We start from the raw sequence: 21,041 nt of genomic DNA on the forward strand, positions 1-21,041 counted from the left end.
GAGCCGGACATGGAAGGTATCAAGGAATTTCTCCAACAGGACGCGCACGGCCGCACGGCCGCGCAGGATCAGCTCTTCAGGCGATCAGGCGTTCTGTTTTGGAGGCTGTTGCGGGGCGTCGATCAACGCGCCCGGCGGGACGGATTCCGGGGTCGGACCCAGGCGCACGACATAGGCGATGGAGGCGTCGATCGGCGGCAGCTCGTCGCCGATGACCAGGTGCTGGTCAGCGCCGCCATGGTGGTGGTGCGATTTGATCGGCTGACCGTCGAAGTCGCCGTCGTTCGCATCGACAAGCGTGTCGCCGGGGCTGGCGTCGACGACTTGATGATCGTGATCGTGATCATCGGCGGCGATTTCGACATAGGCGACGCCGGGGAATTGGACCGCGTGCTCGATCTTGTGCTCGGCGCTGATCGCGCCAAAGGCCTGCAGCGCGACCATAAGGGTCACGGCAAGTCCGACGCAAAACTGGCGAGCAAGGTGAGACAATAGAATACCCCGAGAATCTCCGCATACGTCGAACGCGGAGTTTCGGCAATGGGGCGACGATGGGGCAGATTGTCCGACCGTACCGTAAAAGGCCGCGCTGAACGCTGCTTAGGCAAAACGCGCTATGGTCCTTCTCGCTCATCGAGTCTGCCTATGCGCGAGCGGTAGGCGCTGGCCTTCGCCGAGGAAACGAAGTTGCACAGCCTACCGGGCCCTCTCAAGAGCCGAGGCGGTCGCCGAGTCGATGACTGCGCCGTGTAATGGAGAAATTAAGCCGACTCTCCGATCTTCCATCGCCATTGCCGACACGCGGGTTGTATGTTCGATATTCTAACATTACATTGGTCGAATGTCGGAGGATCAGCCATGACACAGATCAAGGACAAGCCGGAGACCAAGCCGTTTCCCGTCAAGGCGGTGAGCGCCTGCCTCTTGGCGGAGCTGACCTCACTGGCGGAAAGCGAGTTTGCCCTGCAGGGCGTAACGCCTCCCGCCGACCCGATAACCCTGCTTACCACCAAGATTCGGCTAGATTCCCTGACAGTCGTCGACGTGACCTTGGCGCTAGAGGACATTCTCGGGTTCGAGCCCAAGAATATTGTCAAGACCGGCGGCTACGATTCCATCCAGGCTGCTTTGGACCATATGATGCCCCGGCTTGAGGCGGCCTGGAAGAAAACCCATCCGGCCAGCGCATGATCGACGACGACGAACAGGCCCGGCGCAGTCTGGGGGAACGGCTTCGCGAAGCGCGGGAATATCTCGGTCTGAAGCAGGAAGAGGTGGCCGCGCATCTCAAGCTGCCCCGCACGGCGCTGACCGGTATCGAGAGTGGACAGCGGCGCGTGGAAGCGATCGAACTCACCCGCCTAGCGCGGCTCTACCGGCAATCAGTGGGCTATCTTACCGGAATCGAGGGACCGCCTGATTTGCCGCCCGATGTGGCACATCTGGCGCGCCAGGCGGCCGACCTATCGCAAAGAGACCGGGAGGAGCTGGGCCGCTTCACCGAGTTTCTACTGGCGCGCGCCCGGAAGACGGACTGACGGATGGCGCGGACCTATCAGGAGGCCGTCCGGAACGGGGTGGCGGCCGCCGGCCGGTTGCATCGCCAGTTTGATCTTCGCGCCCGGCTGGAAGCCGAACCCGGCGCCGTGGATGTGTTTGATCTGATCGCGGCGCTCGACACTCCCCTGATGGTCCGCCCCCTCGACGGGCTGCTGGGTGCCTTCGTCAACGTTCCTATTCCGGGGATCATGATCACCACCCAACGCCCGCTCAGCATCCAGCGCTTCACCGCGGCCCATGAACTCGGCCATTCCACTCTCCGGCATCAGCCCAGCCTCGACGACGAAGCCCAGGTCCTGCGGCGCGCGCCAGGTCGCGATCTCAGCCCCGGCTTCCAGGAGACGGAGGCCGACGCCTTCGCCGCCGCCCTGCTGATGCCACGCTGGCTGATCACGGCCCACTGCGCTCGGCAGGGCTGGCGGGCCGTCGATCTCGAACGCCCGCAGGTTGTCTATCAGCTTGCGCTTCGTCTCGGCGTGAGCTTCGAGGCCATGACGCGCACCCTGGAGCGCTACGACCTGCTCGACGCCGGACGGCGCCAGACCATTCTTGCGACAAGACCTCGGACCTTGAAGGTCGAGCTCCTCGGCGACTTCACCCCGCCGTCCTATCACGGCGATGTCTGGCTTCTGACGGAGAAGGATCAGGGCGGACGGATCGACGGCAGCCGCGGGGACCTGTTCGTCATCCGGGTCCGGGAACTGGGGTCGGCTGGCTATCTTTGGGATTTCGACACCCTTCAGGCCAGCGGCCTGGTGGTCCTGCGTGACACCCGGTTCGTCGGCCCTCGGGACAGTGTCGGCGATCAAGTGGAACGCGAGGTCCTGGCGGGTCCTGACGGCGAGGAGGTCGAGGGGGCGCTGGATCTGCGCCAGAGCCGTCCCTGGCTCGAGGAACCGCCGATCGCCGCCCTGACCGTGGCCTTCGACCTCTCCGGCCCCGAAGCGTCCGGCCTTTCCCGCGCCGAACGCCGCCGCTGGCTGGCGGCGGCTTAAGGATGGCGGCCTTGGACATCAGCACGGATCTACGCCACCGTCTCGGACCGGCTCGCGACCAGGGTCCGCGGCCGACCTGCTTGGCCTTCGCCGCCAGTGATCTTCACGCCGCGGTGCGTCCGGGCTGGACGCCCCTGTCTTGCGAGGCGGCCTTCCACCACGCCCAAAAGCGCGCGGGTCGCCCCCCGTCTTCCGGCGCGGGTCTGGGGTTCATGCTGGACGCCCTGCGCGAGGATGGCCAGCCCGCCGAAGAACATTGGCCATATGTCCCGACGCCGCCCGCTAATGACGCCTGGAGCACGCCGCCGGCGGACGGCGTCCGGTTCACCCGCAAGGGACAGGCCCTGCCCTTCGGCTGGGCGGAAATCATCGACGCCCTCCAGTCCGGGCGGCCGGTGCTGATCCTGCTGAGGCTTTCCGCCAGCTTCTACAGACCGGACGCCGCGGGGGTAGTCCGACCGGTGCCCGGCGAGGTCGGGGATCCAGCACTGGGCCATGCCGTGCTGGCGGTTGGCCATGGCGAGATCGCCGACACCCCGGTCCTCTTGGTCCGGAACAGCTGGGGCGCCGGTTGGGGTGTCGCCGGTCACGCCTGGCTGACCCGGACATATGTCGAGCCCCGTCTCTACGGGGCCGCCCTTCTCGAAGAGGACGATCATGTATCTCCCCATTCCGTCGCAGCCTGATTGCTTCAGCGCGTGGCGCGCCGCAGTCCAGACGGTCGATGATCGTCCGGGCCACGAGGCCCAGAACGTCATCATCGACGTCGCCGATCCCCTGGCGCGCGCCACCCTCGGCGATCCCGCGGTGACCATCGTGGACGACTTCCTCAGACAGTGGGACGCCAAGCCGATCGAGACGGTGGCCAACACCCTGTTTCCCGCCGCCCTCCATCGCCGGCACGGATCACCGGCCTTCTATGATCGGTTTAGGGACCATGTCCTTCCCGCCGCGGCGCGCGGCGGAGACCGCTGGTCGGGCTATTACTTCGAGCGGATGATCAATCTGCCGCGTCCGGGCGGAGGCGTCGCCTTCAATCAGCTGGCCGACATCGTCGATCGTCTGAAGGATCCCTCGGTCAAGGCGCTCAACAAGTTCGAGCTCTCTGTCTTTGACCCCCTGCGCGACGTCGACCGGTCCCCTTACGGCGGTCAGTGCCTGAGCCACGCCAGCTTCAAGCCCGAACGGAGCGCCGCGGGCGATCGGCTGCATCTGACGGTGATGTACCGCAATCACTATTATATCGAGAAGCTGCTGGGGAACCTAATCGGCCTGGGGCGGCTGATGGCCTTCGTGGCCCAGGAAGCGGGGCTTCAGGTCGGCGCCCTGACCGTCCTGTCGTCGCACGCGATCATCGATCAGCCTCGCAACGATGCGAAGCAAACCGCGCCGCGCACAGCTATCAAGGCCATGCTGGCGGCCTGCGACGCCCTAGTTGAGCGCTGAGGGCGGCTCCAGCCCGGCGAAGCTGAGCTGGGCGTCTGCGACCTCGTATAGCGCGTGCATGCCCGCCACGAACTCGGCCTGACCGCCATAGCTGGGATGACGCACCGCATCGGAGGCGACGCCGAGATTCGTTAGGGCCTGGCTGGCGTCCCGGCCGATGGCCACGATCCGGGCTGGTTGGACCATCTCGATTAGGGCCTCCAGCAAGGGCCATGTCGCATCCCGCTCCGCGCGAGTATGCGGCCGGTTCGACATTGGGTCTTGGGCAAGATGCGGATGGAAGGGGAAAACGTTCCACAGCATGGTCGGGCGTTGCACCCGCCGCAGAACGCTCCAGACGACCGCCGCCGTCCGTTCCGCCATGACCGGTCCTTCGGTAGCTCTGACTAGGGCGATGTCGCCCATCAGGGCCGAAGCCGAGGCGAGATGAACTTCGTCGGTCAGGGGCACGCCGGTCCGGCGGCCGCCCCGATAGCCGAGATCTCGTCCGATCCAAAGGGTCGCGCCGTCCACCTCGACCGCGCGCTCGAGGAAGAGACGCAGGTTTTCCCGGCGCAGCGAGGGAGCGTCGGCCCGGTCGCAGACGGCGCACTGGTCGCGCCAGGGATTGAACACATTGGGCAGGGAGGCGCTCTGGAGCGCATCGACAAAGGCGGTGGGCGTCATGATGCGAGGGCCTCTACACGCAAAGACCGAGTCTCGAAATCCAAGATTACCCGTCCGCGTCGGTGCTGACGCAGATATCGGAAGACCTCATAGCCCTGAAGGATCGCCTCCTCCCAAAGCCACAGCGGGAGACGGTCCGCCTCGTAGCCGGCCACGAACTGCTTGATCTGTTTGAGCAGATCTAGGGGAAGTTTGCCGATCCCGACTCCTTCGAAATAGTTCAGCCGCTGCGCCTGGCCAAACACCCAGGTCGAGACGCCTTCCTCAATCAGGATCGCCCGGGCTCCGTCCTCGGCGTCATCGATCTGCGGCTGGCTCTTGCGCTTCAGCCGCATCAGAGCCCGCGTCACCGGCGACCAGCCGAGCACGGCGACGAAGGCGTAGTGGAAGACGTCGTGGAACCGGTAGTCATCCTGCTCCAGCGAATTGTCGGTCAGACGGTCGCCGATGAACAGGGCGTTGCAGCGCTGGAAGACATAGTCCTTGTCCCCGACCCGCTTCTCATAGACCTCGACCTCCAGCCGACGCGGCAGTTGCTCGTCGGGATCGGCGTCGGCGTCGAAGGGCTCGGGGTAAGCCCGCGTCTCCGGCCATCGGTCGAAGATCTTGTAGGTGTTCTTGACTGCCGCCACCTCCAGGGTCAGGTGGGCCTCGCGCGACGCCCGCAACAGCCGAGTCAGGATCGCCGCCAGACGCATGGGCAAAAGACCCTGATCCACGTCAAGGCGGCCGGCCTGGAAATCCCCGATCAGGAGGCCGACGTCCGAGGCGAGATCTAAAAGCGTCTCCTCGAAGTTGGCGGTCGGCTCGCCTCCCGGCGCGATCGGGTGGGGCTGAAGCGCCTCAAAGGTCAGCGCCGGATCGTCGATGCCCCTCCACTGCGCATCTCGTCGATATAGATGGGCGGCGACAGCGCTGAGGGCCACTCCGCCTCGTCGCGCCACCGCCGCGAGATACCAAAGAACGTCTCCCAACTCCTCGGTCACGGCGTCTGAATGGCTGCGGTAGGAGGCAGGGTCGCGTTGTTTTTTCTTCAGTTCGCTAAGGAGGCTTCCCACTTCGCCGACCAGACCAAGAAGAGGAAAGGCCAGCGATTGGCCTTCGATACCGCGATCCGTTCGGGCCGCGTCTGCTGCGTAGTCCCCCACCGTTAGCGGTCTATAATCGTCCATTCTCGACCCCGCGTTGTTATCATCCCAATGTTATTCGAACGATTCGGAGGAGGCGTCTCCCGCAGACTGCCCGCTTCCAGTGGAGCAGCTTCCGGTCGAAACGTAGATGGTGGTCGTGAAGACACTTAGGCGACGAAAGCAGACCTCCTCCAATCACTAGGTTTCCGCTGGTTGGCATATCCGGGCAAGCGAGCGGCCAGCTTAGCGCTCTTAAACGAGAAGCAGCGCGATCACGTCCCGTCAGTTTCGTACTTCAATCAAGTCGCTGAGGGACTCGAGGACGCACTTAGGACCTCGCCAGGTCGCATAACGATGAGCGCTATACGGTCATCGAGCAGACTGGTTTCTAACGAGGTAGTACCTTCTAGCTAAAGACACCAAACCTCAGACCATCGATACGAGACAATATCCGGCTGATCCCGATCTCAAGCGCGACATCTCTCGCGACTTTTCCGTCGTGGATCGGTGCGTTGGCGAGGAACTGCCTTGCGGCATCCTTAGACCCGAAAACGTCAACAGCGTCGCCAGCGATCATATCGAGGATTGTATCGATCTTCGCCAGAGATGTTGGGACGCCCAGTGTCTCCCCGTACCGAGCGACAGCGGCAGCATAGTCGGAGATGGGGTCCGGCATTGTGTCGAAACTGCCAGCCATTAGAGAACCCTACGCAATCTGGGCGGAAAATGTCCCGTCCAGCGTAGACGCGCAACATTTGTCGCTATCGCCCACCCCGTAACTGCGTCTCTGGGCCACTTGCCGATGAACCGAGCTTCCTCGAAGCGCACAATGAGAATCTCAGATATCGGAGCACAGATACTGCTATAAAACAGATAGTTGGAATCTCAGATTTTCAGCACACTCACAGACGATCAGGAAGGCTCGACCTCGGTCGCCCCCTCGCGGAATTCTTCTGCGGTCACGCAAGCGGAGCCGTCTTCGTCGAGCACCCATACGCCGATCAGGGATGCGTGATCAGGCGTGATGTCCTCGTCGATCAGATCGCCCTCATAGACGCCGACATTGCTGTAGTCGAAGTCCAGCAGGAGTTGATGGGCCATGTCGATCATTTCGTCGGCCATCCGACGCGCATAGCCCAGCGCCTCGCTGTCATTGGCGAAGTCGTCCGTCAGCGTGTTGACCTCGGCGGTGTCGCCGCCCTGGACCGCACTGGTGGTTACGATGGTGTACGCGGGCATTTTTGAACTCTTTCAGGTTTGAATCTCTCGACTAGCCTGATTGGCTGCGGGAAAGGCCATAATTCGTCCGAACCCGTCTTCAGGAGGATTGGAACCGATCACGGACGATCAGTCGCCGCCGCCCCGGTCGTTCCTCTTGGTGGCGCGGTACACCTTCTGGAGCGCGCCGAGCCGGCGACGCTCTACCGCCTTCGCCGCCCGCTCCTGCTCGTGCTCGGCCGCAGCCGCCTCGAGGGTCAGCTTCTGGTAGTGCGCCCACCGCGCGGGATCGAGCGCGCCGCTCTGCACGGCGGCCTGCACGGCGCAGCCCGGCTCGTTGGCGTGACTGCAGTTGGTGAACCGGCACCTCTGGAGAAGACCCTCGATGTCTTCGAACACGGCGCTCACGCCCGCTTCGGCGTCGATCAGACCGACTTCGCGGATACCGGGCGTGTCGAGCATCAGCCGGCCGCCGGGAAGCAGGATGAGCTGGCGGTGGCTGGTGGTGTGACGCCCCTGATCGTCGGTCTCGCGGATGGCCTGCGTCGCCATCCGGTCTTCGTTCAGAAAGGCGTTGACCAGGGTCGACTTGCCGACGCCGGACGAGCCGATTAGCACGCAGGTCTCCCCCCTCCCCACCTGGGCGAGCAAGGCGTCGAGGCCCACGCCTTGGCGGGCCGAGACCATCAACACAGGACAGCCCGGCTCCAGGGCGGCGACGCGGGCCGCCTGGTCCCCCGGATCGACGCACAGGTCCGATTTCGTCAGCACCACGACAGGCCGGGCGCCGCTCTCCCAGGCCGCCGCCAGATACCGCTGGATCCGGCGCAGGTTGAGATCACCGTTCAGTGAGGTGACGATAAAGGCCACATCGACGTTTGCGGCCAGGATCTGCAGTTTCCGCATACTGTCGGCCGCCCTGCGGACGAAGGCCGTGCGGCGCGGCAGGAAGGCGTGGATCGTGGCCGTGCGCTCCTGCGCGCCGAACGAAAGGGCGACCCAGTCCCCGACCGCCGGATGCCCGATTTCCCCCGCCTCATGACGTAGCCGCCCCGAAACCTTGGCGCGTATTTCGCCGTTGTCGGTCGCGACGACGTAACCGTCCCGCTGGTGGAGAATGATGCGGCCCGGCGTGTGGCCCGCACGCTCATGGGGCTCGAAGGCCGACGCCAGAGACGTCGACCATCCATATTGTCCGATCAAATCAAGGGAATCCCTGTTGGTTGCGGCGACAATGTCCCTGCCGTTCCCCCTGATAGCATCTCGCAGGAGGCTCAGCACGCAAGGGCGCTCACACCCTGTCATTTCATCCGCCCCGACAACGGCTCACGTCGACAGCTGCGCCGACTGGGGTCGGCCTGGAATGATGCGGGGCGCGAGGCGTGGGCCAGGGCGGGGGCGATGACCGCTCACCGCAGTTGGTAAAAGGACAGCGGGCCCGACAGCGACCCGAATTGCAAAGGGGCCGCCCGAAAGCGGCCCCTCTAACCAACCGTTTCCTTAGAGGAAATGGTCGGAGCGACAGGATTCGAACCTGCGACCCCTTGACCCCCAGTCAAGTGCGCTACCAGGCTGCGCCACGCTCCGAAGGCGCTCCCTATAGACGGGGCGACCGTTGACCGCAAACGCTAAAACGACTTTTCCACCGACCGCGAAAGCACGGCGTCCAGACGCGCCTTCGCCTGCTCCAGATCGGCCAGAACACCCTGCAAGTCCGCATGTTCAGCGCGCCCGGCGTGCGACATCGAGACGGGGCGCGCCGGGACTGGCGTCGCGATGGCGGCGAACGTCTCGCCATCCTCGATCAGGGCCGCCGCCTCTGCGCCGACCAGCTTCTTCAGCCCCTGCTCCTTGTGCAGGCGCTGAACCCCGCGAATCGTCAGGCCGTCGTCGTGCAGCAGCCGCCGCACGGCTTTCAGCACCGCTATGTCCTGCGGTCGATAGAACCGGCGCCCCCCGGCCCGTTTCACAGGGGCCACGAAACTGAACTTGGTTTCCCAGAAGCGCAGCACATGCTGCGGCGCCCCGACTTCCTCGGCCGCCTCGGAGATCGTGCGGAAGGCGTCTGGGCTCTTGGCCAAGGGACTCAGGCCTCGACGACGGCGTCGTGAACCCGGCTCTTCATGATCTGAGAGGCGCGGAAGCTGATGACCCGGCGCGGATTGATCGCCGCCGGTTCGCCGGTCTTGGGATTACGGCCCATGCGGGCGCGCTTCTCGCGAACCTGAAACACGCCGAAGCCCGACAGTTTGACCGTATCGCCCTGTTCCAGGGATTCAACGATCAGTTCCAGGGTGCGCTCGACCAGGGCCGAACACTCCTGCCGGGACAGACCGACCTCTTCATGCACGGCTTCGCAAAGGTCGGCGCGCGTTACGGTCTGTAGGCCTGACATCATATCCCCGTCTGGTAGCGGTAGGCTGGGCGTATAGGGACGCAAAGTCTCCGAAAAATCAATGCCTCTGCCGGACTTAGAGGCGCAGCGCGCAGGCGCCCCAGGTCAGGCCGCCCCCCATGGCCTCCAGCAGGACCATGTCGCCCTTCTTGATCCGTCCGTCCTGGATCGCCGCGTCCAGCGCCAGGGGGATCGAGGCGGCCGAGGTGTTGGCGTGCAGGGCCACGGTCGAGATCACCTTGGTCTCGTCCAGACCCAGCCGGTCGCCGACGCCCTTGATGATCCGCTGATTGGCCTGATGCGGCACGAACCAGTCCACGTCGGAGATCTCGATGTCGGCGGCGGCGCAGGCGGCGGTGATGCCTTCGGCGATATTGACCACGGCATGACGGAACACCTGATTCCCGGCCATCCGCAGGTGGCCCACGGTCCCGGTCGTGGCCGGACCGCCGTCGACGTAGAGCAGATCGGTCTTCGAGCCGTCGGCGCGCAGGGCGAAGCCCAGCATCCCCTGATCGGCCGAGGTCCCCTGCCCTTCGCGCGGCTCCAGCACCACGGCCCCCGCACCGTCGCCGAACAGGACGCAGGTGGTCCGGTCGGTCCAGTCCATCAGCCGCGTCATTTCCTCGGCGCCGATCACCAGGGCGCATTTGGACAGGCCGCGCGCCACGAAGCCGTCGGCCACGCTCAAGGCATAGACGAAGCCTGAACAGACGGCCTGGACGTCAAAGGCCACGCCCACCCCGGCGCCCAGCTTGTGCTGAACGATCGAGGCCACGGCCGGGAAGGTCATGTCCGGCGTGGTGGTGGCCACGATGATCAGATCGACGTCCGCCGCCGTCTTGCCGGCGTCGGCCAGGGCCTTCCTGGCGGCCTCGACAGCCAGATCGCTGGTCGGCTGGTCGTCACGCGCCTTGTGGCGCTGCTTGATGCCGGTGCGTTCCTGGATCCATTCGTCGGAGGTGTCGACGAACTTGGCCAGGTCGGCGTTGGTGACGATCTGCTCCGGCAGATAGGAGCCGACGCCGGTCACGGCGCTGCGGGTGACGCTCACTGAAGGGGTTCTCCGGCGGGGGCGGCGGGCGGGCTGGAATGGTCGAACACGGCGTCCAGCTTGCCCAGATTGGCGCCCACCTTGGTCATATAGTCGCTGCGGGCCAGATCGACCGCGATACGGATGGCGTTGCCGAATCCCTTGGCGTCGGCGCCCCCGTGGCTCTTCACCACGATCCCGTTCAGCCCCAGCAGCGGGCCGCCGTTGATGGTGCTGGGATCGATCTTCTCGCGCATCTTCTTCAGAGCCGGCATGGCGATGGCGGCGCCCAGCTTGGACTGCAGGTTCGAGGTCAGGGCCTCGCGCAGCAGGGCGGAAATATAGCGCGCGGTGCCCTCGGCCGTCTTCAGGGCGATATTGCCGGTGAAGCCGTCGGTCACGACAACGTCCACCGTGCCCTTGGCGATGTCGTCGCCTTCGACGAAGCCGTGATAATTCAGGTCGAACGGCCCGTCGCGCAGGATGGCGTGCGCCTCCTTGACCTGTTCGTTGCCCTTCATGTCTTCCGAACCGACGTTCAGCAGGCCGATGGTCGGCCGGGCGATGCCGCGCACCGCCGACTGGAAGGCTTCGCCCATGATGGCGAACTCGACCAGTTGCTCGGCGTCGCTGCCGATATTGGCGCCCACGTCCAGCACCGCCGTATGGCCCTTGAAGGTCGGCCAGCTGGCGACGATGGCCGGTCGCTCCAGCCCCGGCGCCGACATGCGCAGAATCAGTTTGGAGATCGCCATCAGGGCGCCGGTGTTGCCGGCCGAGACCACGCCGCCGGCCTCGCCCGTCTTTACCGCCTCGACGGCGTTCCACAGGCTGGAGCCCTTGCCCCGGCGCATGGCCTGGGCGGGCTTCTCGTCCATGGCCACGACCTTTTCGGTGTGGCGAATCTCGGCGACAGCATCCAACAGGTCGGCGCGCGCCAACTCAGGCCGAATCTGGGTCTCGTCACCGTGCAGCAGGAAGCGAACCCCCTCCCCGCCATGGGTGAGGATATAGCTGCGGACGCCGGGAATAACGACGGATGGGCCGTGATCGCCGCCCATGGCGTCAAGCGAGATCGTAACTGGGGCTGGCAAATGGACCTCGAATAGCCGCGTCGTCTTGTCGCGCGACGCTTGATATAGGGCGCTGGACGATAGCGCCCAAGCCGGGGGATGCAACCACCCGGCCCTAACGTCAACCTCAGCCTTGGCCGTCCTGCGGCTTCAGCGCCTTCAGGGCGGCGAAGGGCGAGATTTCGGCCGGTTCTTCCGGTTGCACGAACTCCGCGCCTGGCTTGCGCGGGAACGGATCCAACGACAGGGCCAGTTGCTCGACGGCGTACTGGCCCAGGTCGATCTTGCCGTCCTCGATCAGATCGGCGTCCTCCTCGTCCAGCGTGACCTCGATCTCGTCGGTCTCCGTGGGCGCACGTTCGGCCAGCTGGATAGAGAAGCGGCGATCCACATCGACGGGCAGCGGCTCCAGCGTCAGGCCGCAGGTCTGAACCGCATGGGCGCTGACCCGGCCCTTCAGCGTCCATTCGCTGGTCGACGGGGTCGGCTTCACCTCCACGTCGATCGTGAAATCTTCCAGACCTTGAAGGTCCAGGGCGCGAGCGATTCGCTTGCGCGTGTCTGCGTCCGGCTCCAGCCGCCGGCTCAGTCCGGCGCCGATCTGGTTGATCCGCACCGTCTCGCTGTAGGGAAGGCTCACGCTCATCGTCTCAAACATCCGTCCAGGCCGGCTTCGCCAGCACATCATTGAATTCCTGCGCGGCCAGGCCGGCCCGCGCCGCCAGGGCGTAGCGCGCCAGATCATTCGCCCGTTCCGCCCCGGTCTCTGCATAGACATTGCGCGCCAGGGCCTCGGCCAGCGCCGTCGCGTCGTCGTCGCGCAGCGGCGTCTCATAGGCGTTCATCCGCCCGTACAGGGCCTCGCCCAGCTTGCGCATCTTCTTGCCGACCGAGACGTCGCCGACGCCTTCTTCGCGCAGCGCATGGTCCAGGGCCGAGACATAGGCGTCAAACAGGGCCTGGGCCGCGTCCCGCCCGGCCTCGGTGTTCTCGTCGCGCAACCTCAGCACCAGCAGCAGCACGTGCAGCGTATAAAGCTCGAAGCGGGCGTCGATCCGGTCGGCCACGCCCAGACGCGTGTAGAAGCCGAGATGGCGCGCCTGTTCCACCGCCAGGGCGTACAGGGCGTCGCCGATGCGGACGCCGGGCCGGGGTTTGAACAGGTATTTCAGCATGGTTTTATACGGCCCCTTTTCCGCCGCGCCGTTGAACTAGGACGCAGGTCCGTCTAGGTCAAAGACCTTGTTCTCTCGCAGGCGCCCGATCATGTCTCGTTTCGTCCCGCTTTTCGTCGCCGTTTCCCTGGCCGGCCTGTCCGCCGCCTGCGCGCCCATGATCGGCTCCAACGGCTTCCAGGCCATCGACGCCAAGCCCCAGGACATCGTCGCGGGGACCGACACCAAGGAAACCGTCCTGGCCCGCCTCGGTTCGCCGTCGACCACCTCGACCTTCGAACCGGATCAGGTCTGGTACTACATCAGCCAGACGACCGAGAAATACACCTACAACCGCCCGGTCGTCGCCAGCCGCACCATCACCGAAGTCACCTTCGAGCCGAACGGCGACAAGGTCGCCGCCGTCCGCACCCTGGGCCTGGCCGACGGCGAGCAGATCGCGATGAACCGGACCGAGACCCCGACCCGCGGCCGCGCCCTGACCGTGCTCGAACAGTTGCTGGGCAACGTCGGTCGCGGCCAGTTGCCGCGCACCGAGGACGACACCCCCGGCCAACGCCGCCCGGACTAGGGTCCGCCCGGACCAGGGTCCGACGCATCGCCGAAGAAAAAACGCCCCGGAGATCACTCTCCGGGGCGTCTTCGTACAAGCTTAGCCGATATTTCCGCTCGCCAGCACCGCCAGCAGCAGCAGGGCGACGATATTGGTGATCTTGATCATCGGATTCACCGCCGGGCCGCTGGTGTCCTTGTAAGGATCCCCTACCGTATCGCCGGTCACGGCCGCCTTGTGGGCTTCGGAGCCCTTGCCGTGGACCACGCCGTTCTTGTCGGTGAAGCCTTCCTCGATCACCTTCTTGGCGTTGTCCCAGGCGCCGCCGCCCGAGGTCATCGAGATGGCGACGAACAGGCCGGTGACGATCACCCCCATCAGCATGGCGCCCAGCGAGGCGAAGGCGTTGGCCTTGTCCGAAATCGCCAGCACCGCGGCGAACAGGACGATGGGCGACAGCACCGGCAACAGCGACGGCACGATCATCTCGCGAATCGCCGCCTTGGTCAGGATGTCCACCGCCCGGCCGTACTCCGGCTTGACCTGATAGGTCATGATGCCGGGGTTCTCGCAGAACTGACGCCGCACCTCGGCCACCACGGCCTCGGCCGCGCGCCCGACCGCCATCATCGACATGCCGCCGAACAGGAAGGGCAGCAGCCCCCCGAACAGCAGACCCACGACGACATAGGGGTTGGTCAGGTCGAAGGCGATCGCCCCCATGTCGGCGAAGAAGGGATAGTCCGCCGGATTGGCCGAGAAATACTGCAGGTCCGACGTATAGGCTGCGAACAGCACCAGGGCCCCCAGGCCGGCTGAACCGATGGCGTAGCCCTTGGTCACGGCCTTGGTGGTGTTGCCCACCGCGTCGAGCGCATCGGTCGACCGCCGCACCTCGCTGGGCAGGCCCGCCATCTCGGCGATCCCCCCGGCGTTGTCCGTCACCGGCCCGAAGGCGTCCAGCGCCACGATCATCCCCGCCACGCCCAGCATGGTGGTGGTGGCGATGGCGATGCCGAACAGACCCGCCAGCTGGAAGCTGGCCACGATGCCGACGATGATCGTCAGGGCCGGAAGCGCCGTGGCCTCCAGCGAGACCGCCAGCCCCTGGATCACATTGGTCCCGTGACCCGAGACCGAGGCGTTGGCCACCGACTGCACCGGCCGGAATTTCGACCCCGTGTAGTATTCCGTCACCACCACGATGGCCGCCGTCACCGCCAGCCCGACCATGCCGGACCAGAACAGGGCCATCGGCTGGATCGTCAGGCCGCTTCCGGTCACGATCGGCCCCGTCACCATCTGGTTGATCACCCACCAGACCGCGCCGATGGACAGGACGCCGGTCACGATCAGCCCCTGATACAGGGCGCCCATGATGTTCTGGCTCTTGCCCAGCCGCACGAAGAAGCTGCCGATGATCGAGGTGACGATACAGACTGCGCAGATCGCCAGCGGCAGCACCATCAGGGCGCCCACATAGGGCTGATCGCGGAAGAAGATGGCCGCCAGCACCATGGTCGCCACCGTCGTCACCGCATAGGTCTCGAACAGGTCGGCCGCCATGCCGGCGCAGTCGCCGACATTGTCGCCCACATTGTCGGCGATGGTCGCGGCGTTTCGGGGATCGTCCTCGGGGATGCCGGCCTCGACCTTGCCCACCATGTCGCCGCCCACGTCGGCGCCCTTGGTGAAGATGCCGCCGCCCAGACGGGCGAAGATCGAGATCAGCGAGGCGCCGAAGCCCAGGGCCACCAGACCGTCGATCACCTCGCGGCTGGTCGAGCCCAGGCCCAGGTGATGGGTCAGCACGATAAAGTAGCCGGACACCCCGATCAGGGCGCCGCCCGCCACGAACATACCGGTGATGGCGCCCGAGCGGAACGCCAGGTTCAGTCCCTTGGACAGGCTCTCGGACGCCGCCTGCGCCGTGCGCACATTGGCCCGCACCGAAATCAGCATGCCGGCGTAACCGGCGGCGCCCGACAGGACGGCCCCGATCACGAAGCCGACCGCCGCATAGACGCCGATCAGCAGATAGGCGGCGATCAGGATCACGACCCCGACCATGCCGATCGTCATATATTGCCGCTTCAGATAGGCCGAGGCGCCTTCCTGAATGGCGGCCGCGATCTCTCGCATCTTGTCATTGCCGGTGCTCGCCCTCATCAGCACGGCGGTCTGGGCGGCGCCGTACAGCACCGCCAGAACGCCTGCCGCGAAGACCAGCGTAAGTGAGTTCGTCATTGACGTTTCCATGCCCTTGCAACAAGCGCACGGATCCTTGCGACGGCGGGCGTTATCGCCTCTGTCCGACGTCCGGTCCCCCCGAGCGCGGCGGACGCGTCAGTGCGTCCCTTGGGATTTGCAGAGGGAGCGTGTCATGGGCGTCAAGTTGACGCAACCATGGTTGCGGACCTTCAGACGCCCGGCGTCATGCCCGCGCGCAGGCGCGGGTTTTGGGCGATGATCTCGGCCCGTGCGACGGAGCCCCGTCCAGAGATCGCGTTCGCAGCCGCGACCAGGGCCGCAGACATCCGGTTTTCGTCCAGCCGCGTCCAGTCGCCCGCAACAGTGAAGGGGGTGCGGTGGGCCGCCTTGACCAGGGCGTCGCGGAAGAACGCCTCCTTAGGCCGCATCTGCTCGACCGTCTTGCCCCCGCCGATATGCAGCTTCAGCGAGACGAAGACGTAGTTTCTAAGGCGACCGTCGGCGATCACCGGCAGGCCGACGCCGGGGATGCTCAAGGCCGGGGCCTCGGCGGGGGTCTTGCTGGATGAGGCCTGGGCCGATGTAGCAGCGACGCCGGCCAGGGCGACTGTTCCAGACGTGATCAAGGTTCTGCGATCCATAACCGCCACCCTAGCGGTGCGCGGTTAGGATTGTGTTGCCGGTTCAGCCATGGGTCCAGCCGCGCCGCGCCAGCTCTATCCGCCGTCCCCCATAGTCGACCGCAACGCCCTCGCCCGCCGTAACCGCCCCGATCCGGGTCAGGCGCAGCAGGCGGCGTTCGGCCTCGCGACGCAGGGTCTCTTCATGGCGGGGGTGGGCGGTGAAGACGATCTGGTAGTCGTCGCCGCCGGTCGCCAGGTCCTCCAGCGCCGCCTGCGGATCGACCCGGTCCTCGAACCAGGCCTGGGCGGCGGCGGACAGGGGCAGGACGCTGAGGTTCAGGGCAATGCCGACGCCGCTGGCCTTGGCGATATGGTTCAGGTCCGCCGCCAGACCGTCGGACACGTCCGCCGCCGCCGTCGCCAGGTTCCGGACGACATCGGCGAAATCCAGCCTCGGCATGGGGGTGCGGTAATGGTCGATCAGGCGCGCAAGCCGTTCGGCGTCCAGCTTCAGCTTGGCTTGCGCCGCCTGAAGCCCCAGCAGGCCATCGCCGATGGTTCCGGTGACGAAGACCAGGTCTCCCACCTGGGCGCCCGCGCGCGACACCGCCTCACCCGCCGGAACCCAGCCCAGGGCGGTCAGGGAGAACACCGCCGGCCCCGGCGTCCTGACCGTGTCGCCGCCCATCAGAAACACCCCGAACAGGGCCTGATCCTGCGCCAACCCGGCCGCAAAGGCCTCGCGTTCGGGCCAGCCGCAGCGGTCCGACCAGCAGCAGGCCAGCAGATAGCCGAAAGGCTCGGAGCCCTTGGCGGCCAGGTCCGACAGGTTCACCCGCAGCAGCTTCTTGGCCACGGTCTCCAGCGGATCGTCGGGCAGGAAATGCACGCCCTCGACGATGACGTCCTTGGTCAGGACCAGGTCGTAACCGGGCCGGGACGGCAGCACCGCCACATCATCGGCCAGCCCCCTGCCCCATTCGGGATGGGCCAGGGGCCGCAGCAGCCTCTCGATCGTCTCGAATTCGCCCGCGACGTCGAGCGACGGCATTATTTGCGCGTGTCTCTGGACACGCCGTCCAGCGCCGCATTGACGAACCGCGCCTCGGAGTCGTCGAAGAAGGCCTTGGCCAGTTCGACATATTCGTCGATCACGACCTCGCGCGGCGTCTCCGGGTGTTTGATCAACTCCCAGGCGCCCGAGCGCAGGAGGGCGCGCAGGGTGGCGTCGATCCGCTCCAGCTTCCAGTTGGACGCCAGGCGGGCCTTGATCGCCGTGTCGATGTCGCGCTGGCTCTCGATTACGCCCCGCACGATGTCGGCGAAATAGGCTTCGTCGGCCTCGGCCAGGGCCTCGCCCTCGATATCCGTATCGAAGCGGAAGTTGGCGAATTCGGTGATCACCGTCTCAACGCCCTCGCCCGCCAGCTCCATCTGGTACAGGGCCTGGACGGCGGCGAGACGCGACACGGTGCGCGCACGGCGCTGTTTGGAGCTGAGATGAGGCTCGGCCCGCTGCTTCTCGGCCTCGGCCAGTTGTTCGAGGACGGCTTTGACGCTGTTCGGTTCAGTCATGCGCCGAGGCCTAGCCGCAACCGCTTCTTCAATGCAATGAGCTCGAGACAGGCTTTGGCCGCCCCGCCCCCCTTATCCCCTTCGGAAAGCCGCGCCCGGGCCCAGGCCTGGTCTTCGTCCTCGGTCGTCAGGATGCCGTTGCCGATCAGCAGTCCCTTGACGCCCAGGGCCATAAGGCCGGCCGCCGACTGGTCCGAGACGATCTCGAAATGATAGGTCTCGCCGCGGATCACGCAGCCCAGGGCGACATAGCCGTCGTAACGGGGCGCGGTCGGGAACCGTCCGGCCTCCTCGGCCATGGCGATGACGGCCGGGATCTCCAGGGCGCCCGGCACGGTGACGACGTCGAACTCGGCGCCGCGCGCCTTCAACGTCTCCTTGGCGCCCTCCAGCAGGGCGTCGGCCAATTCGTCGTAGAAGCGCGCCTCGACGATCAGAATACGGGGGGCCTCGGTCACGCCTTGTCTTCTCCATCCATGTCGCGCCAGCCGACGATGCGCAGGCCATAGCCCTCAAGCGCCGTCGGTTCAGGCCGCGTCGAACTCATCACGATCATGTCTCTGACGCCCAGGTCCAGCAGGATCTGCGCGCCGACGCCATAGGCCCGCAGCGACCGGTCCACCGCCGCAGGCTTGTCCACGCCCGCGAGACGCTCCGCCAGCGAGGTCAACGACGGATCACGGAGGAAGACGACCACGCCCGGACCGTCGTGGTCGGTGATCTGTTTCAGGGCCTTGGGCACATAGTCCTGGCGCGTCTCGACATGGCCCAGCAGGTCGCAGGCGAAGTCCACCTGGTGCATCCGCACCAGGGTCGGCTTGGACGGATCGATCTTGCCGTGGACCAGGGCGATATGCTCGGCGCCCTCGATGGTGTTCCGATACAGCATCAGGCGGAACGGCCCGCCGTGGACGCTCTCGAACGGCGTATCCATGATCCGTTCGACGAACCGCTCGGTGCGGCGGCGATAGGCGATCAGGTCGGCGATGGTGCCGATCTTCAGCCCGTGCAGCTGGGCGAAGGCGACCAGATCGGGCATCCGCGCCATCTCGCCGTCGTCCTTGATGATCTCGCAGATGACCCCCGCGGGGGTCAGGCCCGCCATGCGGCTGATGTCCACGGCGGCCTCAGTATGGCCGGCGCGGACCAGAACCCCGCCGTCGCGCGCCACCAGGGGGAAGATGTGGCCGGGCGAGACGATGTCGTCCATGCCCTTAGAGGCGTCGGTGGCCACATGAATGGTGCGCGACCGGTCGGCCGCCGAAATCCCCGTGGTCACGCCCTCCTTGGCCTCAATCGAAACGGTGAAGGCGGTCTTCATGCTCTCACGATTGTCGGCCGCCATCGGCGGCAGCCGCAACTGATTGGCCCGCTCGGCCGTCAGGGCCAGGCACACCAGCCCGCGGGCCTGGCGGATCATGAAATTGATCTGGTCGGGGGTCGCGAACTGGGCGGGGATGATGATGTCCCCCTCGTTCTCGCGGTCCTCGGCGTCCACCAGGATGTAGGGACGGCCGTTGCGGGCGTCCTCAAGAATGTCCTCGATGGGACTGATCGGGCTGTCGTTCATGTTTGCGGCCAATTGCATCACGCCGTCTCCTGCCACCGCGCGAGGTATCGCGCCAGCATGTCGATCTCGAGATTGACCGGATCGCCCGCCTTCAGACGGCCCAGGGTCGTCACATCCCACGTATGCGGAATGATATTCAACGAAAACACCTGCCCCGCGACGCTGTTCACCGTCAGGGACACCCCGTCCACGGTGATCGAGCCCTTGGCGGCGATATAGCGGTGAAGGGGCGCCGGCGCCTCGACCTCGAGCCGGTGCGACCCGCCCTCCGGCGTGATCGACACGACGCGGCCCAGGCCGTCGACATGGCCCGACACCACATGGCCGCCCATCTCGTCGCCCAGCTTGGCCGCCCGCTCCAGATTGATCCCGTCGCCGGCCTTCCAGCCGCCCAGGGTCGTCTTGGACAGGGTCTCGTTCGACACCTCGACCGCGAACCAATCCGTCCCCTTCTCCGTCACCGTCAGGCAGCAGCCCGCGTGGCTGATCGAGGCGCCCAGGTCGATCCCGGACACGTCCCAGGCGGTCTGGATCTCATAGCGGCGATCCCGCTCCGTCTCGCGGACGTCGCGAACGCGCCCGATGTCGGTGACGATTCCGGTGAACATTTCGGCTCCGGTCCCTTCCGGACCCAAAAAACACAGTCTGAATAGTCTGAATTGTCTGAAATCGACCGGCGAAAACGTCCGGCGGGGGCGTCACGATCGCTCGTAGCGCTCCCACAGATCGTCTCCGACGGGCATGACGCCCAGGCGACGGAACTTGGGGGCGTCGGCCAGCTTTGCAAGAGCAAGGGCCGCCACGCAGGGCCGCCCCTCCCCGCCCAGCAGGATCGGCGCCCGGAACCACTCCAGCCGGTCCACAGCCCCGGCCCTCAGGAAGGCGGCCGCGACCTGGCCCCCGCCCTCGATCAGCACCGAGTCCACGCCCGCCGCCTTCAGCGCCTTCAGCACAGCCGGGATCGCCGGACGCCCGTCCTCGTCTTCGGCCTCGACCCGCCGCACCTGGGCTGCGCCGACGGGCTGCGGCTCGACCGCCGTCAGGATCAGGGTGTTCTCGCCTGCCAGTTTCGCTGTCGCCGGCGTGCGCAGCCGACTGTCCAGGACCACCCGCAGCGGCTGGTCCACGCTGCGCCCCGGCAGACGCGCGGTCAGTTCGGGGTCGTCCTTCAGCACCGTCTCGACGCCCACCAGAATGGCGTCATGGCCGGCGCGCAGCCGATGGCCTTCCAGCCGCGCCGCCTCGCCGGTGATCCACCGGCTTTCGCCCGTGGCCGTGGCGATACGCCCGTCCAGCGACGTGGCCAGCTTCAGGGTGACGCGCATCAGGCCTTGTCGGAGGGCTCGTCGAAGCCCCCGTCGGCAAAACCTTCGGCGCCCAGGAATTTGGCGAAATCGCCGGTATGGCGGAAGTCCTTGTAGACCGAGGCGTAGCGGACATAGGCCACCTCATCCACGCCCTTCAGGGCCTTCATGATGAAGTCCCCGACCGTGCTCGACGGCACCTCGGTCTCGCCCAGGCTCTCCAGCTGGCGCACGATCCGGTTGACCATCTGCTCGACCTGTTCGGGCTGGACCGGCCGTTTGCGCAGGGCCACGCCCAGCGACCGCTCCAGCTTGTCGCGGTCGAACGGCGTGCGCCGCCCGTTGCGCTTCAGGATCACCAGTTCGCGCAGTTGCACCCGTTCGAAGGTGGTGAAGCGCCCGTTGCAGTTCGGACAGGATCGACGGCGTCGGATCGCCGAGCCGTCGTCCGACGGCCGGCTGTCCTTAACCTGGGTGTCCTGATGACCGCAGAAGGGGCACTTCATCGGTCAGA

At 66.0% G+C, this 21,041-nt stretch carries 26 protein-coding genes and 1 tRNA gene; 7 read left to right on the plus strand and 20 right to left on the minus strand.

What is annotated here, in order from left to right; translation table 11 throughout:
- Positions 1-9 precede the first annotated feature (9 nt).
- The 6 genes from GYM46_RS16090 to GYM46_RS16115 all read left to right on the plus strand — a co-directional run bounded on the left by GYM46_RS16090 (position 10) and on the right by GYM46_RS16115 (position 4,001).
- The gene (locus GYM46_RS16090) at positions 10-495 is read left to right on the plus strand and encodes a hypothetical protein (protein ID WP_156494637.1); all 486 of its coding nucleotides are present in this window, start codon (positions 10-12) and stop codon (positions 493-495) included.
- Positions 496-858: 363 nt separating this feature from the next.
- Positions 859-1,191 (plus strand): hypothetical protein, encoded by a 333-nt coding sequence (locus GYM46_RS16095; RefSeq protein ID WP_082854077.1) that lies wholly within the window; start codon positions 859-861, stop codon positions 1,189-1,191.
- Positions 1,188-1,538 carry a helix-turn-helix domain-containing protein gene (locus GYM46_RS16100; RefSeq protein WP_066551539.1) on the plus strand — a complete coding sequence of 117 codons (351 nt, stop codon included), beginning with the start codon at positions 1,188-1,190 and terminating at the stop codon, positions 1,536-1,538. The genes GYM46_RS16095 and GYM46_RS16100 overlap by 4 nt, the downstream gene beginning before the upstream one ends.
- Positions 1,539-1,541: 3 nt before the next feature.
- The gene (locus GYM46_RS16105) at positions 1,542-2,555 is read left to right on the plus strand and encodes an ImmA/IrrE family metallo-endopeptidase (RefSeq protein WP_082854076.1); all 1,014 of its coding nucleotides are present in this window, start codon (positions 1,542-1,544) and stop codon (positions 2,553-2,555) included.
- A gap of 11 nt (positions 2,556-2,566) precedes the next feature.
- Positions 2,567-3,241, plus strand: a complete 675-nt coding sequence (locus GYM46_RS16110; RefSeq protein WP_231868783.1) for a C1 family peptidase — start codon at positions 2,567-2,569, stop codon at positions 3,239-3,241.
- On the plus strand, positions 3,213-4,001 hold the full coding sequence (locus GYM46_RS16115; protein ID WP_066551537.1) for a hypothetical protein: 789 nt from the start codon (positions 3,213-3,215) through the stop codon (positions 3,999-4,001). Before GYM46_RS16110 ends, GYM46_RS16115 begins: the two co-directional genes overlap by 29 nt.
- Here GYM46_RS16115 and GYM46_RS16120 read toward each other — a convergent pair.
- The 11 genes from GYM46_RS16120 to GYM46_RS16170 form a co-directional block, all read right to left on the minus strand.
- Entirely contained in the window at positions 3,987-4,667 is a 681-nt protein-coding gene (locus tag GYM46_RS16120) for a uracil-DNA glycosylase (protein WP_066551536.1), read from the minus strand. The two genes, GYM46_RS16115 and GYM46_RS16120, sit on opposite strands and share 15 nt — an antisense overlap.
- Positions 4,664-5,839, minus strand: coding sequence for a nucleoside triphosphate pyrophosphohydrolase family protein (locus tag GYM46_RS16125; RefSeq protein WP_066551535.1), 1,176 nt, complete (start codon positions 5,837-5,839; stop codon positions 4,664-4,666). Before GYM46_RS16125 ends, GYM46_RS16120 begins: the two co-directional genes overlap by 4 nt.
- Before the next feature lie 870 nt (positions 5,840-6,709).
- On the minus strand, positions 6,710-7,036 hold the full coding sequence (locus GYM46_RS16130) for a hypothetical protein (RefSeq protein ID WP_008262117.1): 327 nt from the start codon (positions 7,034-7,036) through the stop codon (positions 6,710-6,712).
- A 108-nt stretch (positions 7,037-7,144) separates the two neighbouring features.
- On the minus strand, positions 7,145-8,218 hold the full coding sequence (gene rsgA, locus GYM46_RS16135) for a ribosome small subunit-dependent GTPase A (protein WP_008264234.1): 1,074 nt from the start codon (positions 8,216-8,218) through the stop codon (positions 7,145-7,147).
- A gap of 307 nt (positions 8,219-8,525) precedes the next feature.
- A tRNA-Pro gene (locus GYM46_RS16140) sits at positions 8,526-8,602 on the minus strand.
- A 41-nt stretch (positions 8,603-8,643) separates the two neighbouring features.
- Entirely contained in the window at positions 8,644-9,096 is a 453-nt protein-coding gene (locus GYM46_RS16145; RefSeq protein ID WP_008260568.1) for a MerR family transcriptional regulator, read from the minus strand.
- 5 nt (positions 9,097-9,101) lie between these two features.
- The gene (locus tag GYM46_RS16150; RefSeq protein WP_035306862.1) at positions 9,102-9,410 is read right to left on the minus strand and encodes an integration host factor subunit alpha; all 309 of its coding nucleotides are present in this window, start codon (positions 9,408-9,410) and stop codon (positions 9,102-9,104) included.
- A 76-nt stretch (positions 9,411-9,486) separates the two neighbouring features.
- Positions 9,487-10,464, minus strand: coding sequence for a beta-ketoacyl-ACP synthase III (locus GYM46_RS16155; protein ID WP_008261217.1), 978 nt, complete (start codon positions 10,462-10,464; stop codon positions 9,487-9,489).
- Entirely contained in the window at positions 10,461-11,537 is a 1,077-nt protein-coding gene (plsX, locus tag GYM46_RS16160) for a phosphate acyltransferase PlsX (RefSeq protein WP_083793355.1), read from the minus strand. The genes GYM46_RS16155 and plsX overlap by 4 nt, the downstream gene beginning before the upstream one ends.
- A 106-nt stretch (positions 11,538-11,643) precedes the next feature.
- Entirely contained in the window at positions 11,644-12,162 is a 519-nt protein-coding gene (locus GYM46_RS16165; RefSeq protein WP_035310147.1) for a YceD family protein, read from the minus strand.
- 4 nt (positions 12,163-12,166) lie between these two features.
- Positions 12,167-12,691 (minus strand): ubiquinol-cytochrome C chaperone family protein, encoded by a 525-nt coding sequence (locus tag GYM46_RS16170; RefSeq protein WP_008259732.1) that lies wholly within the window; start codon positions 12,689-12,691, stop codon positions 12,167-12,169.
- Between the two features lie 91 nt (positions 12,692-12,782).
- On the opposite strand from GYM46_RS16170, the gene GYM46_RS16175 reads away from it, so the two are divergent.
- A complete protein-coding gene (locus GYM46_RS16175) occupies positions 12,783-13,262 on the plus strand; it encodes an outer membrane protein assembly factor BamE (RefSeq protein ID WP_008262615.1) in 480 nt (159 codons plus the stop codon).
- Positions 13,263-13,343: 81 nt separating this feature from the next.
- Here GYM46_RS16175 and GYM46_RS16180 read toward each other — a convergent pair whose 3' ends face one another.
- From GYM46_RS16180 to nrdR, 9 genes are all read right to left on the minus strand, one after another.
- Positions 13,344-15,491 (minus strand): sodium-translocating pyrophosphatase, encoded by a 2,148-nt coding sequence (locus tag GYM46_RS16180; RefSeq protein WP_040349521.1) that lies wholly within the window; start codon positions 15,489-15,491, stop codon positions 13,344-13,346.
- A gap of 173 nt (positions 15,492-15,664) precedes the next feature.
- On the minus strand, positions 15,665-16,081 hold the full coding sequence (locus GYM46_RS16185; protein WP_231492554.1) for a hypothetical protein: 417 nt from the start codon (positions 16,079-16,081) through the stop codon (positions 15,665-15,667).
- A gap of 58 nt (positions 16,082-16,139) precedes the next feature.
- Positions 16,140-17,129: a thiamine-phosphate kinase gene (thiL, locus tag GYM46_RS16190; RefSeq protein ID WP_008261557.1), complete on the minus strand. Its 990-nt coding sequence runs from the start codon at positions 17,127-17,129 to the stop codon at positions 16,140-16,142.
- The gene (gene nusB, locus GYM46_RS16195) at positions 17,129-17,653 is read right to left on the minus strand and encodes a transcription antitermination factor NusB (RefSeq protein WP_008258889.1); all 525 of its coding nucleotides are present in this window, start codon (positions 17,651-17,653) and stop codon (positions 17,129-17,131) included. The genes thiL and nusB overlap by 1 nt, the downstream gene beginning before the upstream one ends.
- Positions 17,650-18,111, minus strand: a complete 462-nt coding sequence (gene ribH, locus GYM46_RS16200; RefSeq protein ID WP_008263826.1) for a 6,7-dimethyl-8-ribityllumazine synthase — start codon at positions 18,109-18,111, stop codon at positions 17,650-17,652. The genes nusB and ribH overlap by 4 nt, the downstream gene beginning before the upstream one ends.
- Positions 18,108-19,241, minus strand: coding sequence for a 3,4-dihydroxy-2-butanone-4-phosphate synthase (ribB, locus tag GYM46_RS16205; RefSeq protein WP_008264284.1), 1,134 nt, complete (start codon positions 19,239-19,241; stop codon positions 18,108-18,110). The genes ribH and ribB overlap by 4 nt, the downstream gene beginning before the upstream one ends.
- Complete coding sequence (locus GYM46_RS16210; protein ID WP_008262410.1) at positions 19,241-19,831, minus strand: riboflavin synthase; 591 nt, start codon at positions 19,829-19,831, stop codon at positions 19,241-19,243. The genes ribB and GYM46_RS16210 overlap by 1 nt, the downstream gene beginning before the upstream one ends.
- 90 nt (positions 19,832-19,921) lie before the next feature.
- A complete protein-coding gene (locus tag GYM46_RS16215; protein WP_008260579.1) occupies positions 19,922-20,548 on the minus strand; it encodes a RibD family protein in 627 nt (208 codons plus the stop codon).
- Positions 20,548-21,033, minus strand: a complete 486-nt coding sequence (gene nrdR, locus GYM46_RS16220) for a transcriptional regulator NrdR (protein ID WP_008264203.1) — start codon at positions 21,031-21,033, stop codon at positions 20,548-20,550. Before nrdR ends, GYM46_RS16215 begins: the two co-directional genes overlap by 1 nt.
- Positions 21,034-21,041: the final 8 nt, after the last annotated feature.

This window comes from Brevundimonas mediterranea (assembly GCF_011064825.1).
GTDB lineage: Bacteria > Pseudomonadota > Alphaproteobacteria > Caulobacterales > Caulobacteraceae > Brevundimonas > Brevundimonas mediterranea_A.

Excerpts from the sequence above, each read along its gene's own strand:
- GYM46_RS16175 (WP_008262615.1), top strand. The coding sequence starts at position 12,783 with ATGTCTCGTTTCGTCCCGCTTTTCGTCGCCGTTTCCCTGGCCGGCCTG.
- GYM46_RS16130 (WP_008262117.1), bottom strand. The coding sequence starts at position 7,036 with ATGCCCGCGTACACCATCGTAACCACCAGTGCGGTCCAGGGCGGCGAC.
- GYM46_RS16115 (WP_066551537.1), top strand. The coding sequence starts at position 3,213 with ATGTATCTCCCCATTCCGTCGCAGCCTGATTGCTTCAGCGCGTGGCGC.
- GYM46_RS16120 (WP_066551536.1), bottom strand. The coding sequence starts at position 4,667 with ATGACGCCCACCGCCTTTGTCGATGCGCTCCAGAGCGCCTCCCTGCCC.
- GYM46_RS16125 (WP_066551535.1), bottom strand. The coding sequence starts at position 5,839 with ATGGACGATTATAGACCGCTAACGGTGGGGGACTACGCAGCAGACGCG.
- GYM46_RS16210 (WP_008262410.1), bottom strand. The coding sequence starts at position 19,831 with ATGTTCACCGGAATCGTCACCGACATCGGGCGCGTTCGCGACGTCCGC.
- nusB (WP_008258889.1), bottom strand. The coding sequence starts at position 17,653 with ATGACTGAACCGAACAGCGTCAAAGCCGTCCTCGAACAACTGGCCGAG.
- ribB (WP_008264284.1), bottom strand. The coding sequence starts at position 19,241 with ATGCAATTGGCCGCAAACATGAACGACAGCCCGATCAGTCCCATCGAG.
- GYM46_RS16180 (WP_040349521.1), bottom strand. The coding sequence starts at position 15,491 with ATGACGAACTCACTTACGCTGGTCTTCGCGGCAGGCGTTCTGGCGGTG.
- thiL (WP_008261557.1), bottom strand. The coding sequence starts at position 17,129 with ATGCCGTCGCTCGACGTCGCGGGCGAATTCGAGACGATCGAGAGGCTG.
- GYM46_RS16170 (WP_008259732.1), bottom strand. The coding sequence starts at position 12,691 with ATGCTGAAATACCTGTTCAAACCCCGGCCCGGCGTCCGCATCGGCGAC.
- GYM46_RS16090 (WP_156494637.1), top strand. The coding sequence starts at position 10 with ATGGAAGGTATCAAGGAATTTCTCCAACAGGACGCGCACGGCCGCACG.
- GYM46_RS16100 (WP_066551539.1), top strand. The coding sequence starts at position 1,188 with ATGATCGACGACGACGAACAGGCCCGGCGCAGTCTGGGGGAACGGCTT.
- GYM46_RS16095 (WP_082854077.1), top strand. The coding sequence starts at position 859 with ATGACACAGATCAAGGACAAGCCGGAGACCAAGCCGTTTCCCGTCAAG.
- nrdR (WP_008264203.1), bottom strand. The coding sequence starts at position 21,033 with ATGAAGTGCCCCTTCTGCGGTCATCAGGACACCCAGGTTAAGGACAGC.
- GYM46_RS16105 (WP_082854076.1), top strand. The coding sequence starts at position 1,542 with ATGGCGCGGACCTATCAGGAGGCCGTCCGGAACGGGGTGGCGGCCGCC.
- GYM46_RS16150 (WP_035306862.1), bottom strand. The coding sequence starts at position 9,410 with ATGTCAGGCCTACAGACCGTAACGCGCGCCGACCTTTGCGAAGCCGTG.
- GYM46_RS16165 (WP_035310147.1), bottom strand. The coding sequence starts at position 12,162 with ATGAGCGTGAGCCTTCCCTACAGCGAGACGGTGCGGATCAACCAGATC.
- GYM46_RS16215 (WP_008260579.1), bottom strand. The coding sequence starts at position 20,548 with ATGCGCGTCACCCTGAAGCTGGCCACGTCGCTGGACGGGCGTATCGCC.